This window comes from Pseudomonas sp. KCJK9111 (assembly GCF_046231935.1).
Taxonomy (GTDB): Bacteria; Pseudomonadota; Gammaproteobacteria; order Pseudomonadales; family Pseudomonadaceae; genus Aquipseudomonas; species Aquipseudomonas parafulva_B.
On sequence record NZ_JBJJMO010000052.1, the window covers coordinates 17,667 to 30,569 of the forward strand.

Below are 12,903 nucleotides of genomic sequence, written 5' to 3' on the forward strand. Positions count from 1 at the left end.
GCTACACCTCTGCACATGCATAACAGTAGGTACGAAGCGCAATGCTCAATGAGGTAAGTCGTTTGAGAATTGAATCAAATGCCTAGCCGAATCAGTTTCGATCGAACGCCAAGCGATGCGAGATATTCTTGAACCACATACAAGTGCTCGAAGCCGGGTTGGAAATGCCCAGAGTAGTGATCTAGGTACACTAAATCTGCGCTGTCTTTCTTGATATAACCTGCGGAAATTACCTTTTCGCCAAGGCCTTTGGTTCCATGGCCGAGTCCTGAAAACTCACCGAGTGCAGCGTGGGAAGGCATAATGTCATCATTCGGCGCACTGAATGCGACAAGCTTATGCTCGGCAGTGAATACAAATTTGTGCACCTTCGAAGATTCGAGCTGGGCCAAGCCGTTGCTACTTTGGATGACCCGGTATTCTACAGTGGCAGCCTTGACGGACTGCTTTGCGAACATCATTTCCTCGCCAAGGTGGCGAGATTGGTTATTGTTCAGAAGCCCATCATTACGTGGGAATGCCAATCGTTTGTACGCCTGCTGAACCCGCTGAATACCTGCTTTGAATACATTATTGAAGAACGGAGCCCGGCCCGTAGGATCTTGCCCATTAACAGGGTCATTCAAGCAATAGGCGTAGGTGTTGATGCCGCCGTTGAGAAAAGGGCTTAATGCATCAGGGCTAAGGAACCGCATCAAGCAAGGGCTGTATACCCGCGTTCCATTCCCCAGATGATAACCGTGTAGAACATGATCATGACGCTGACCGGTAAACCCCACTGCATGAGTGGCTTCAGCCGATAGGTTGGAGATACCGAAGGGTGTATAGGAAGTAGGCATCTTAATCGCTGAAATAGCTCATAGGGTTGGGAGTCCATGGTATGAGCTAGGGTGGCTGTATGAAAACTGGCATTAATATCAGTGGCTTGAACCCAGCGCGCTAGCAAGCAACGGAAGCAAAAAAGCCCGCCAGAGTGAGAGCGGGCAAGGACCTACGAAGATTCTTCTAGCGACCAACTAGCTTCCACGATAGGTCGAATAACTGTACGGCGAAATCAGCAGCGGGACATGGTAGTGCTCCTGCTGCGCATCGATGCCAAAGCGCAATACCACCACATCCAGAAACGGCTGCTCAGGCAGCGCCACGCCACGCCCACGGTAGTAGTCACCAGCATTGAACTGCAGCTGGTAGACACCCGAACGGTAGTCATCGCCTTGCAACAATGGCGCGTCGACGCGGCCATCGCTGTTGGTGAGCGCCGAGGTGACCAGCGTCAACTGGCTGCCTTCGATACGGTACAACTCCACCTTGATTGCGCTGCCTGGGCAGCCGTGGGCTGCGTCCAGTACGTGAGTGGTCAAACGTCCCATCTGCATGTCGCCTCTTGTTTGCCAGGGGCAAGTACGCACGCCAGTGACCCGAAGCGGGGCAGCGTGCGGCTTGAATTCGCATAATTAAGACATTTGCAATAAAAATTGTACACAATTTTTTTGCTCGCCCAGCCAATTAGCCAACAGACCATGGCTTCAGCGGCAACAATACGGGGCATAGCGTCTTCATCGTGCTTAGCTGACCAAGTGGGCAGGTTTCTTGCAAGGCATCCAGACACGACACCTGGCCAGAAATACGGAAATTCAGACTTACAAAAGAATTCATAAGTTGTATACAATCATCGCATCCGGTGGTGCGACACAGCGCCGCGGCCCGCCACCCTGCCCACACGTACAAGAAGGAAGACTGCAGTGAGCGCTGACTACCCTCGCGACATGATCGGTTACGGCAATAACCCTCCTCACCCGCAATGGCCGGGCAATGCCCGCATTGCCCTGTCGTTCGTGCTCAACTACGAAGAAGGCGGCGAGCGCAACATCCTGCACGGCGACAAGGAGTCCGAAGCCTTTCTCTCCGAGATGGTCGCTGCCCAGCCGTTGCAGGGCGTGCGCAACCAGAGCATGGAGTCGCTCTACGAATACGGCAGCCGCGCAGGCGTGTGGCGCCTGCTCAAACTGTTCAAGGACAGCGGCATTCCCTTGACCATCTTCGCCGTGGCCATGGCCGCCCAGCGCCACCCCGACGTGATCCGCGCCATGGTCCAGGCCGGCCATGAAATCTGCAGCCACGGCTACCGCTGGATCGACTATCAGTACATGGACGAGGCCCAGGAGCGCGAGCACATGCTCGAAGCCATCCGCATCCTCACCGAAATCACTGGCGAACGCCCGCTGGGCTGGTACACCGGCCGCACCGGCCCCAACACCCGCCGACTGGTCATGGAAGAAGGCGGCTTTCTCTACGACAGCGACACCTATGACGACGACTTGCCCTACTGGGAGCCGAACAACCCCACCGGCAAGCCGCACCTGGTCATTCCCTACACCCTGGACACCAATGACATGCGCTTCACCCAAGTCCAGGGTTTCAACTGTGGCGAGCAGTTCTACCAATACCTCAAGGACGCCTTCGACGTGCTGTACGCCGAAGGCGCCGAGGCGCCGAAGATGCTCTCCATCGGCCTGCACTGCCGCCTGGTCGGTCGGCCGGCACGCCTGGCAGCGCTCAAGCGTTTTGTCGACTACGCCAAAAGCCACGAGCAGGTATGGTTCGCCCGCCGCGTCGACATCGCCCGCCACTGGCAAGCCACCCACCCGTACCAGAAAGGGGCCGTCTAATGACCACCTTCAAGACCCTCAAGCCGTCCACCCTTGACCGTGACGCGTTCGTCCACGCCTTCGCCGACATCTACGAGCACTCGCCCTGGGTCGCCGAGAAGGCCTACGACCTCGGTCAACTGGACGAGCTGGACAACGTGCACACACTGCACCAGCGTATGAGCGACATACTGCTGAGCGCACCCCACGCCGACCAATTGGCCTTGATCAACGCCCACCCGGACCTGGCTGGCAAGGCTGCCGTCCAGGGTGAACTGACCGCCTCGAGCACCAACGAACAGGCCGGAGCCGGTATTCACCAATGCACCGCCGAGGAATTTGCGCGCTTCACCTCGCTCAACGAGGCGTATAAGGCCAAGTTCCAGTTCCCGTTCATCATGGCCGTCAAGGGCAGCGACCGGCACCAGATCCTGGCCTCGTTCGAACAGCGCATCCACAACGATGCCAAGGCCGAGTTCGCCGAGGCGCTCAAGCAGATCAACCAGATCGCCCTGTTCCGCCTGCAACAGCTGTAAGCGACCGACGATTCTTAACAGAACAACGAACAATAGAAGAGATAACCGCATGCGCACCTTGATGATCGAGCCCCTGACCAAAGAAGCCTTCGCCCCTTTCGGTGACGTGATCGAAACCGACGGCAGCGACCACTTCATGATCAACAACGGCTCGACCATGCGCTTTCACAAGCTCGCCACGGTCGAGACCGCCGAGCCCGAAGACAAGGCGATCATCAGTATTTTCCGCGCCGACGCGTTGGAAATGCCGCTGACCGTACGCATGCTCGAACGCCATCCGCTGGGCAGCCAGGCTTTCATTCCGCTGCTCGGCAACCCCTTTCTGATCGTGGTCGCGCCACTTGGCGATGCACCTGTATCAGGCTTGGTCCGCGCCTTCCGCAGCAACGGCAGGCAGGGCGTCAATTACCATCGCGGCGTCTGGCACCACCCGGTGCTGACGATCGAAAAGCGGGATGACTTCCTGGTGGTTGATCGCAGTGGTTCTGGCAACAACTGCGATGAGCATTACTTCAGCGAGGAACAGATGCTGATCCTCAACCCCCACCAATAAGAAAAGGTCGGTCATGCCAGGGCACTGCCCGCGCCTGTGACCGGCAAGAGGTACATACTGTGGAAGCACACCTTCACGAGTGGCTGAACCTGAGCATTCGCTGGGTTCACATGATCACCGGCGTGGCCTGGATCGGTGCATCGTTCTACTTTGTCTGGCTGGAGAACCACCTGAATCGAAGCAACCCGCGCGATGGGTTGTCAGGTGACCTCTGGGCCATCCATGGCGGTGGTATTTACCACCTGGAAAAATACAAGCTCGCCCCGCCGAAAATGCCCGAGAGCCTGCACTGGTTCAAATGGGAAGCCTACTTCACCTGGATGTCCGGCATTGCCCTGCTGTGTGTGGTGTTCTACTGGAACCCCACCTTGTACCTGCTGGCACCTGGCAGCACCCTCAGCGGCGCCGAGGGCGTGGCGATCGGTATCGGGTCGCTGGTCGTGGGCTGGTTCGTCTACGACTTCCTCTGCGACTCGCCCCTGGGCAAGCGCCCTGCCCTGCTGGGTGCGGTGCTGTTCGTGCTGATCATTGCCGCCTGCTGGGGCTTCAGCCTGGTGTTCAGTGGCCGTGGGGCCTACCTGCACACGGGCGCGATCATCGGCACCATCATGGTCGGCAACGTGTTCCGCATCATCATGCCGGCCCAGCGCCAGCTGGTGGCTGCCATCGAGAACAACCAGACCCCGGACCCGGTGTTGCCGGCCAAGGGCCTGCTGCGTTCACGCCACAACAACTACTTCACGCTGCCGGTGCTGTTCATCATGATCAGCAACCACTTCCCCAGCACCTACGGCAGCCAGTACAACTGGCTGATCCTGGCGGGGATCGCAGTGGCGGCGGTGTTGATCCGGCACTACTTCAACACCCGCCACGACAGCAACAAGTACGCCTGGACGCTGCCAGTCGGCGCCCTGGCCATGATCTGCCTGGCCTATGTCACAGGTCCCAAGCCGATGCCGGTCAGCCCGGAACAGGCCGCTGCCAAGATCGAGTACCAGCCGTTGCCGGCCACGGCCGTGGGCGGCAAGACGGCGGCCGAACGCCGCGCCGAAGACGCGGCCAAGCCCGCCGAACCGGCAGTGCCGGCCGAGGCGACGGTGCAGGCCGGCGGTGACAGCTTCGAGAAGATCCACCACGTCATCCAGGAACGCTGCACCGTGTGCCACTCCTCCAAGCCGACCAGCCCACTGTTCAGTGCCGCCCCAGGTGGCGTGATGTTCGACACCCCGCAACAGATCCAGGCCCAGGCCGCGCGCATCCAAGCGCAAGCGGTTGCCAGCCAGATCATGCCGCTGGGCAACATCACCCAGATGACCACCGAAGAGCGCAAGCTGGTAGGCGACTGGATCGCCAAGGGCGCGCCGGTCAACTGACCGCCATTGGCTACACCGCATAACGTCGTACGCAAGCATCGAGCGCAGGCGCTGGCCCAGGCTTAAAGCAACGCGATCTTCAAATCGAAGATCGCCGCTTGAACCTTGGGCTCGCCCGCCGCTTGGATCCGAGAATAAAAACAAAACTCGAGGTGCTGCATGTCCGAGTCATCCAAGGCGTCTATTCCGGTAGCGCCGCCGCGACAGCCCCTGCCCCTGTTCCAGCTCTTTCTGGTTGGCCTGCAACATGTGCTTCTGATGTACGGTGGCGCCATCGCGGTACCGCTGATCATCGGCCAGGCCGCAGGCCTGTCCCGCGAAGAAGTCGCCTTTCTGATCAACGCCGACCTGCTGGTCGCTGGGGTCGCCACCCTGGTGCAATCGCTGGGCATCGGCCCGGTGGGCATTCGCATGCCCGTGATGATGGGGGCCAGTTTTGCCGCCGTTGGCAGCATGGTGGCCATGGCCGGCATGCCCGGCGTGGGCCTGCAGGGTATCTTCGGGGCCACCATTGCCGCAGGCTTCTTCGGCATGCTGGTCGCGCCCTTCATGTCCAAGGTGGTGAGGTTTTTCCCGCCGCTGGTGACCGGCACGGTGATCACGTCCATCGGCCTGTCGCTGTTCCCCGTGGCGGTGAACTGGGCCGGAGGCGGCCAGCAAGCGACCACCTTCGGCTCACCGATCTACCTGCTGGTCGCCGGCCTGGTGCTGGCAGTGATTCTGTTGATCAACCGCTTCATGCGGGGCTTCTGGGTCAACGTGTCGGTGCTGGTAGGGATGGGCCTGGGTTACCTGCTGGCGGGATCGATCGGCATGGTCGATTTTTCAGGCCTGGGGGCCACGCCCTGGTTGCAGGTGGTCACCCCGCTACACTTTGGCATACCCACCTTCAGCCTGGCCCCGATCCTGTCGATGTGCCTGGTGGTGGTGATCATCTTCGTCGAGTCCACCGGGATGTTCCTGGCCTTGGGCAAGGTCACCGACCGCGAGGTCACCCCAGGCATGCTGCGCCGCGGGCTGCTGTGCGACGCTGGCGCTTCCTTCATCGCAGGTTTTTTCAACACCTTCACCCATTCCTCGTTCGCCCAGAACATCGGCCTGGTGCAGATGACCGGCGTACGCTGCCGTTTCGTCACGGTGGTGGCCGGCGGCTTGCTGGTGGTGCTCAGCTTGCTGCCCAAGGCGGCCTACCTGATCGCCTCGATTCCGCCAGCGGTGCTCGGCGGCGCGTCCATTGCCATGTTCGGCATGGTCACTGCCACTGGCATCAAGATCCTCCAGGAAGCGGACATCGGGGATCGGCGCAACCAGTTGCTGGTGGCGGTCAGCGTCGGTTTCGGACTGATCCCGGTGGTACGGCCGGAATTCTTCGCTCAGATGCCCCAGTGGATGGAGCCCATCACCCATAGCGGCATCGCCATGGCCACGGTCAGTGCACTGGTGCTCAACGTGCTGTTCAACATTCTCGGCGGCGCGGACCGCGCGGCGCACAACGCGCCCTGCCACCCCCACTGAGCCAACGGGCGGCGCCCTGGCCGCCCGTGCATTACGCCTGAATCACTGCTGTGCCGTCGGCCCACACCGCGTGGGCCGCCCGGGGCGCGCACGCGCCTGACAACCCACAAGAACAACATCCGGGAGCTGTCACATGAACCACATCTCCAAAGCCTTGTTGCTGGGCACCAGCCTGCTGGCCAGCGTACCGAGCCAAGCCGGCCAATGGCTACAATGGCACGGCGAGAGCCTGACCTACTTGTACGGCAAGGATTTCAAGATCAACCCTGGCATCCAGCAGACGCTCACCTTCGAGCACGCCAACAAGTGGAAATACGGCGACACCTTCCTGTTCGTCGACAAGATTTTCTACAACGGCAAGGCCGACCCCGGCAAAGGGGTGACCACCTACTACGGCGAGTTCAGCCCTCGTTTCTCGCTGGGCAAGATCCTCGACCGCAAGCTCGCGTTCGGCCCGGTCAAGGACGTGCTGCTGGCCATGACCTACGAGCGTGGCGAAGGTGACAATCAAGCCTACCTGATCGGCCCAGGCTTTGACCTCGACGTGCCAGGCTTCAACTATTTCGTGCTCAATTTCTACGTGCGCAATACCGAAGGCAGCCGCCCCGGCGACAACGTATGGCAGATCACACCCGCCTGGTCCTACACGGTGCCACTGGGCAAGTCCGACATTCTGATAGACGGCTACATGGACTGGGTGACTGACAACGACCAGAACCGACGGGGCACCTACCACGCCAACCTGCACTTCAACCCGCAGGTGAAATACGACCTGGGCAAGGCGCTGAGCCTGGGCGACAAGCAGCTGTACGTGGGCTTGGAGTACAGCTACTGGAAGGACAAATACGGCATCGACAGCCGGGGCGCCCTGGACAGCAATCAGAGCGTGGCCAGTGCCTTGATCAAGGTACACTTCTGACAACCTGACCATATGCACAGGTTTGCTCCACCGTGCTCCACGACGGAGCACTTGAGGCCAGGCGCGCAAGCCAGTAATCTGCGCGCCCCCTCGATCAGGGCAGGACGGATTCTGCCTGCGTTTACTGACCGCTCAGTCAATGAATTCGGGCGGTTGGCCAACGTGTTGCCAGCCTGAAAGACCCTTTTCATCCGTTCAGAACGACGTCGAGCAGGACGGTTTCGCCAACCGGGAGAAAGTTGGCTCAACCCTTGCCAGACAGCTGTGGCCCATCGAAAAAAGCTGACTAAAAAGACAGAAAAAGCGCCAACACCGAGCGCTGACAACAGATCAACCAAGGGAGCGACATCCGCAATGCGTACCATCAACAGCCTGATCCTCGCCGGCGGCCTGCTGGCCTGTGGCACCACCTTCGCCGGCGACCTGCTGCAGTGGCAGAGCAACAGCCTGACCTACCTGTGGGGCAAGAACTTCAAGGTCAACCCGTCGACCCAACAGACCCTGACCTTCGAGCACGCCGACGGCTGGAAGTACGGCGATAACTTCCTGTTCGTCGACAAGATCTTCTACCAAGGCCAGAAGGACGCCGGCAATGGTCCCAATACCTACTACGGCGAGATCAGCCCGCGCCTGTCGTTCAACAAGATCTTCGACCAGAAGCTGTCCTTCGGCCCGGTCAAGGACGTGCTGCTGGCCATGACCTATGAGTTTGGCGAGGGCGACACGGAAGCCTACCTGATCGGCCCTGGCTTCGACCTGGACATCCCAGGCTTTGACTACTTCCAGCTGAACTTCTACCAGCGCACCACCGATGGCAGCCGCCCTGGCGACAATGTCTGGCAGATCACCCCGGTGTGGGCCTACACCATCCCGGTCGGCTCCTCCGACGTGTTGATCGATGGCTTCATGGACTGGGTGGTGGACAACGATGAAAACCGCCGTGGCACCTACCACGCCAACCTGCACTTCAACCCGCAGATCAAGTATGACCTGGGCAAAGCCATGCACCTGGGCGAGAAGCAGCTGTACGTGGGTGTTGAGTACGACTATTGGAAGAACAAGTACGGCATCAAGGACTCCGGCGCCTTCACCACCGACCAGAACACCATGAGCTTCCTGGTCAAGGTGCTGTTCTGATCACGTCATGATGACGGGGCCGCCAGGCGGCCCCTTTGCCCAAGCGGTGTCGCTCAACCGGCAGCGCGTGTGCGAACCCAAGAGAATCCGCCGACCACCAGTGCCGTCAGGCCTCCGGCGACAGCCCCGACAACCCCGAACACGACGTGCTTGGCAACTGCTTCCCAGCTTCCGCTGTGCGCAACCCAGCCTTCGATGACATGCTCCAGGGGTGCAATGCCTTCGGCAATAAATGTCCCGCCGACCAAGAACATCGCGACCGTTCCAATCCAGGACAGCGCCTTCATCAGGAAAGGCGCGGCCGAGACCAGCACTTCACCCAGCTTTCTGACCGCACGGCCCCACATACCCTGGGCCTTGGATTTCGCCAAGGCGAACCCTGCGTCGTCCAGCCGCACGATGCCAGCGACCAGCCCATAGACGCCCATCGTCATGACCAGGGCGATCAGAACCAAGGTCAGGATCTGCTGGTACAGCGCAGCCTCAGCCACCACGTTGAGGGTGATGACGATGATCTCCGCACTCAGGATGAAGTCGGTCTTGATCGCCCCTTTGATCTTGCGTTGCTCATACGCGGCCAGTTCCTCGGGGGTTTTGGGAAGCGCCTTTTTTCCTTGCGCCTTGGCGCCGTGCTCGCTGCGGGAAAACTTATCTTTGATCGCCTCGAAGCCCTCGTAGCACAGATACAGGCCGCCGGCCATGAGCAGCCATTTGACCGCTGCCGGCAGCACTGCACTGAGGATCAGGGCGCAGGGCACCAGGATGGCCTTGTTCTTCAGAGAGCCCTTGAATACAGCCCATACCACCGGCAGTTCGCGATCGGCCTTCATGCCCGTCACTTGCTCGGCGTTAACGGCCAAGTCATCGCTCAGCACGCTGGCCGACTTCTTGGCCGCGACCTTGGTCATCAACGAGATGTCATCCAACAGGGCCGCGATGTCATCCAACAACGCAAAAAAACTGCTGCCAGCCATTCCATTCACCCTTAGTAGACGCGTGCGATTTCATCATCCTGAAACGCCTGAATAGCCAGACGTGCTCCCAGGGCAATCACGATGGCATACAGACCGGCCGGTGGCTGAACAGTTCTGCCGGGCGCGTGTGCCGGCCTGTCGGCAGCAGAGGGGGTTCAGGGCAGCGCGCATGACGATTCGTTCATGGACGCAAACGAACAGTCATGGCCAAGCGCCTGTCTCTATCCCATCGATCACGTCCTTTCATCCACACCAGGAGTATTCATGGCAAAGCTCAACATGGCCCAGCAGCTGGCCTCGACCCTCGAACAGGCCGGTATCAAACGGATCTGGGGCCTGACCGGCGACAGCCTCAATGGCCTGACCGACGCCCTGCGCAGCATGGACAGCATCGAATGGATGCACGTGCGCCATGAGGAAGTCGCCGCCTTCGCCGCCGGTGCCGAAGCGGCGGTCACCGGTGAGTTGACGGTGTGCGCTGGCAGTTGCGGGCCGGGCAACCTGCACTTGATCAATGGCCTGTTCGACTGCCACCGCAACCGGGTGCCCGTGCTGGCCATCGCCGCGCAGATCCCCTCCTCGGAGATTGGCCTGAACTACTTCCAGGAAACCCATCCGCAAGAACTGTTCAAGGAATGCAGCCATTTCATCGAACTGGTCAGTAACCCGGCGCAGATGCCGCAGGTGCTGCACCGGGCCATGCGCTCGGCCATCCTCAATCGCGGTGTGGCGGTGGTGGTGATTCCCGGTGACGTATCGCTGCTGGAGGTCGAGCAGAAACCGGCGGCCTGGCCTTCCCTGCAGCAGCCACGCATCCTGCCAACCGAAGTCGATCTGCAGCGCCTGACCGAGTTGTTGCAGGACAGCCACAAGGTGACCCTGCTGTGCGGCAGCGGCTGCGCCGGTGCGCATGACCAGGTCGTGGCCCTGGCCGATGCACTCGGCGCACCGGTGGTCCATGCGTTGCGCGGCAAGGAGCATGTGGAATGGGACAACCCCTTCGACGTCGGCATGACGGGCTTGATCGGCTTCAGTTCCGGTTACCACGCAATGCTCGGCTGCGACACGCTGGTGATGCTGGGCACCGACTTCCCCTACCGGCAGTTTTTCCCAAGCGACGCCAAGATCGTGCAGGTCGACCGTGATCCGCAAGCGCTGGGACGACGCGCCACGTTATCGCTGGGCATCGCTGCCGATGTCGGCGAAACCCTCAACGCCTTGCTGCCACGCCTGACGCGCAAGACCGATCGGCGCTTCCTGGATGATGCACTCAAAGCCTACAGCAAGGCGCGGCAGGGGCTGGACGATCTGGCGGTACCCTCCAAGGGTGACCGGCCGATCCACCCACAATACGTCACGCGCCTGCTCAGCGAACTGGCCAGCGAAGACGCGATCTTCACCGCCGACGTCGGTTCGCCCACGGTCTGGGCGGCGCGTTACCTGAAGATGAATGGCCAGCGTCGCCTGGTCGGCTCGTTCAACCACGGCTCGATGGCCAACGCCATGCCACAGGCCATGGGCGCACAAGCGGCCTTCCCGGGGCGCCAGGTAATCTCGATGAGTGGCGACGGTGGGTTCAGCATGCTGATGGGGGACTTCATCTCGCTCGCCCAGCTCAAGCTGCCCGTGAAGGTGGTGGTGTTCAATAACGCGTCACTGGGCTTCGTCGCCATGGAAATGAAGGCTGCCGGTTACCTGGATACCGGCACCGACCTGCACAACCCCGACTTCGCCGCCATGTCCAATGCCATGGGCATTCTGGGCATTCGCGTCGAGCGCTCCGAAGACCTGGAGCAGGCCCTGCGCCGTGCCCTGGCCCACGACGGCCCCGTACTGCTCGATGTGGTCACCGCCACGCAAGAGCTGGTCATGCCGCCGGCGATCAAGCTGGAGCAGGCCAAGGGCTTTAGCCTGTACATGCTCAAGGCCGTGATGAGCGGGCGCGGCGACGAGGTGCTGGACCTGGCGAAGACCAACCTGCTGCGCTAACGTTCACGCGTGCGACTGGATGCAAAGGCCCTGCCCAAAGCCGCTGCCTTGAGCCGCCCTTGGGCACGGTGCTACCATGCCGGCTGCCTCTTCAGAGGTGGCCTGACACGAGGAAAATCCCTGACCATGAGCACCATTCGCGAGCGCAACAAGGAATTGATCCTGCGCGCGGCCAGCGAGGAATTCGCCGACAAGGGCTTCGCAGCCACCAAAACCAGCGATATCGCCGCCAAGGCTGGGCTGCCCAAGCCCAACGTCTACTACTACTTCAAGTCCAAAGACAACCTGTACCGCGAGGTGCTGGAAAGCATCATCGCGCCGATCATGCAGGCCTCCACCCCGTTCAACGCCGATGGCGATCCTCGCGAGGTGCTGAGCGCATACATTCGCTCCAAGATCCGCATCTCCCGCGACCTGCCCCATGCTTCGAAGGTGTTCGCCAGCGAAATCATGCACGGCGCCCCGCATTTGTCGCCCAGCCAGGTCGAACAGCTCAACGAGCAGGCGCGGCACAACATCGAGTGCATCCAGCAGTGGATAGACCGCGGCCAGATCGCCCACGTCGATGCGCATCACCTGATGTTCAGCATCTGGGCGGCAACCCAGACGTACGCCGATTTCGACTGGCAGATCTCGGCAGTGACCGGCAAGGCCAAGCTGGCCGACAGCGACTACGACGCGGCGGCCGAAACCATCATCCGCATGGTGCTCAAAGGCTGCGAACCCGAGCCGGCCTGAGCAGCATCACCTTGCCGTTCGCCCTGCACGTGCCCAGGTCCGCTGGGGGCTGGGGCATCGAGCAACGGCAGTTGATGCGGGTCAGGCCACCGCGCCCGCATCGGCGCGCAGCCCCAGCGCCTCAATGGCACTGATCGCACACTGCTCGTCGATATCCGATGTGTCCCCGCTGATCCCCACCGCACCTAGCACCCGCCCATCCTGATCACGCACCAGCACACCGCCTGGTGCCGGCACGACCGCCCGTTCGCCCAACCCGTTGAGCGCGGCGAAGAAGGCCGGCCGTTGCTGCGCATCCAGCGCCAGCAGACGCGAGCCCTTGCCCAGCGCTATCGCACCCCAGGCTTTGCCAGTGGCGACCTCGGGGCGGATCAGGCTCGCCCCGTCTTCGCGCTGCAATGCAAGCAAGTGCCCACCGGCATCGAGCACCGCCACCGTCAGTGGCGCCGCCTGGATGGTACGCCCGGCAGCCAATGCGGCGTTTACCAGGCTCAGCGCCAAGTTCAGGTTCAAAGCATTCA

The 12,903-nt window shown here is 61.0% G+C and carries 13 protein-coding genes; 9 read left to right on the top strand and 4 right to left on the bottom strand.

Annotated elements, in window-relative coordinates; translation table 11 throughout:
- Positions 1-74 precede the first annotated feature (74 nt).
- The gene (locus ACK59L_RS16505) at positions 75-839 is read right to left on the bottom strand and encodes an RHS repeat-associated core domain-containing protein (protein ID WP_409274779.1); all 765 of its coding nucleotides are present in this window, start codon (positions 837-839) and stop codon (positions 75-77) included.
- Positions 840-1,016: 177 nt separating this feature from the next.
- A complete protein-coding gene (gene uraH / locus ACK59L_RS16510; protein WP_196135324.1) occupies positions 1,017-1,370 on the bottom strand; it encodes a hydroxyisourate hydrolase in 354 nt (117 codons plus the stop codon).
- Positions 1,371-1,742: 372 nt separating this feature from the next.
- Here uraH and puuE point away from each other — a divergent pair, with 372 nt between their 5' ends.
- From puuE to ACK59L_RS16545, 7 genes are all read left to right on the top strand, one after another.
- On the top strand, positions 1,743-2,669 hold the full coding sequence (gene puuE / locus ACK59L_RS16515) for an allantoinase PuuE (RefSeq protein WP_058604792.1): 927 nt from the start codon (positions 1,743-1,745) through the stop codon (positions 2,667-2,669).
- The gene (gene uraD, locus ACK59L_RS16520) at positions 2,669-3,184 is read left to right on the top strand and encodes a 2-oxo-4-hydroxy-4-carboxy-5-ureidoimidazoline decarboxylase (RefSeq protein ID WP_144967052.1); all 516 of its coding nucleotides are present in this window, start codon (positions 2,669-2,671) and stop codon (positions 3,182-3,184) included. The genes puuE and uraD overlap by 1 nt, the downstream gene beginning before the upstream one ends.
- A gap of 49 nt (positions 3,185-3,233) precedes the next feature.
- Complete coding sequence (locus tag ACK59L_RS16525) at positions 3,234-3,737, top strand: ureidoglycolate lyase (RefSeq protein WP_023535901.1); 504 nt, start codon at positions 3,234-3,236, stop codon at positions 3,735-3,737.
- Between the two features lie 59 nt (positions 3,738-3,796).
- On the top strand, positions 3,797-5,110 hold the full coding sequence (locus ACK59L_RS16530) for a urate hydroxylase PuuD (RefSeq protein WP_409274782.1): 1,314 nt from the start codon (positions 3,797-3,799) through the stop codon (positions 5,108-5,110).
- A gap of 159 nt (positions 5,111-5,269) precedes the next feature.
- The gene (locus ACK59L_RS16535; RefSeq protein WP_409274784.1) at positions 5,270-6,625 is read left to right on the top strand and encodes a nucleobase:cation symporter-2 family protein; all 1,356 of its coding nucleotides are present in this window, start codon (positions 5,270-5,272) and stop codon (positions 6,623-6,625) included.
- A 133-nt stretch (positions 6,626-6,758) separates the two neighbouring features.
- Positions 6,759-7,544, top strand: coding sequence for an outer membrane protein OmpK (locus tag ACK59L_RS16540; RefSeq protein ID WP_409274786.1), 786 nt, complete (start codon positions 6,759-6,761; stop codon positions 7,542-7,544).
- A gap of 354 nt (positions 7,545-7,898) precedes the next feature.
- Positions 7,899-8,681 (top strand): outer membrane protein OmpK, encoded by a 783-nt coding sequence (locus ACK59L_RS16545; RefSeq protein WP_023535873.1) that lies wholly within the window; start codon positions 7,899-7,901, stop codon positions 8,679-8,681.
- Between the two features lie 53 nt (positions 8,682-8,734).
- On the opposite strand, the gene ACK59L_RS16550 is transcribed toward ACK59L_RS16545, so the two are convergent.
- Positions 8,735-9,655 carry a DUF808 domain-containing protein gene (locus ACK59L_RS16550; RefSeq protein WP_196135328.1) on the bottom strand — a complete coding sequence of 307 codons (921 nt, stop codon included), beginning with the start codon at positions 9,653-9,655 and terminating at the stop codon, positions 8,735-8,737.
- A 264-nt stretch (positions 9,656-9,919) separates the two neighbouring features.
- Between ACK59L_RS16550 and poxB the strand changes: the two genes are divergently transcribed.
- Both poxB and ACK59L_RS16560 read left to right on the top strand, forming a co-directional pair.
- Positions 9,920-11,644, top strand: coding sequence for a ubiquinone-dependent pyruvate dehydrogenase (gene poxB / locus ACK59L_RS16555; RefSeq protein WP_144967056.1), 1,725 nt, complete (start codon positions 9,920-9,922; stop codon positions 11,642-11,644).
- A 126-nt stretch (positions 11,645-11,770) separates the two neighbouring features.
- Entirely contained in the window at positions 11,771-12,382 is a 612-nt protein-coding gene (locus tag ACK59L_RS16560) for a TetR/AcrR family transcriptional regulator (protein WP_027915993.1), read from the top strand.
- Positions 12,383-12,463: 81 nt separating this feature from the next.
- Here the strand turns inward: ACK59L_RS16560 and ACK59L_RS16565 are convergent.
- A partial coding sequence (locus tag ACK59L_RS16565) for a GlcG/HbpS family heme-binding protein (RefSeq protein ID WP_409274789.1) occupies positions 12,464-12,903 on the bottom strand: 440 nt, incomplete at its 5' end.

Coding starts and splice junctions, on each gene's coding strand:
- ACK59L_RS16545 (WP_023535873.1), top strand. CDS start 7,899: ATGCGTACCATCAACAGCCTGATCCTCGCCGGCGGCCTGCTGGCCTGT.
- ACK59L_RS16560 (WP_027915993.1), top strand. CDS start 11,771: ATGAGCACCATTCGCGAGCGCAACAAGGAATTGATCCTGCGCGCGGCC.
- ACK59L_RS16505 (WP_409274779.1), bottom strand. CDS start 839: ATGCCTACTTCCTATACACCCTTCGGTATCTCCAACCTATCGGCTGAA.
- ACK59L_RS16550 (WP_196135328.1), bottom strand. CDS start 9,655: ATGGCTGGCAGCAGTTTTTTTGCGTTGTTGGATGACATCGCGGCCCTG.
- uraH (WP_196135324.1), bottom strand. CDS start 1,370: ATGGGACGTTTGACCACTCACGTACTGGACGCAGCCCACGGCTGCCCA.
- poxB (WP_144967056.1), top strand. CDS start 9,920: ATGGCAAAGCTCAACATGGCCCAGCAGCTGGCCTCGACCCTCGAACAG.
- ACK59L_RS16535 (WP_409274784.1), top strand. CDS start 5,270: ATGTCCGAGTCATCCAAGGCGTCTATTCCGGTAGCGCCGCCGCGACAG.
- ACK59L_RS16525 (WP_023535901.1), top strand. CDS start 3,234: ATGCGCACCTTGATGATCGAGCCCCTGACCAAAGAAGCCTTCGCCCCT.
- ACK59L_RS16540 (WP_409274786.1), top strand. CDS start 6,759: ATGAACCACATCTCCAAAGCCTTGTTGCTGGGCACCAGCCTGCTGGCC.
- uraD (WP_144967052.1), top strand. CDS start 2,669: ATGACCACCTTCAAGACCCTCAAGCCGTCCACCCTTGACCGTGACGCG.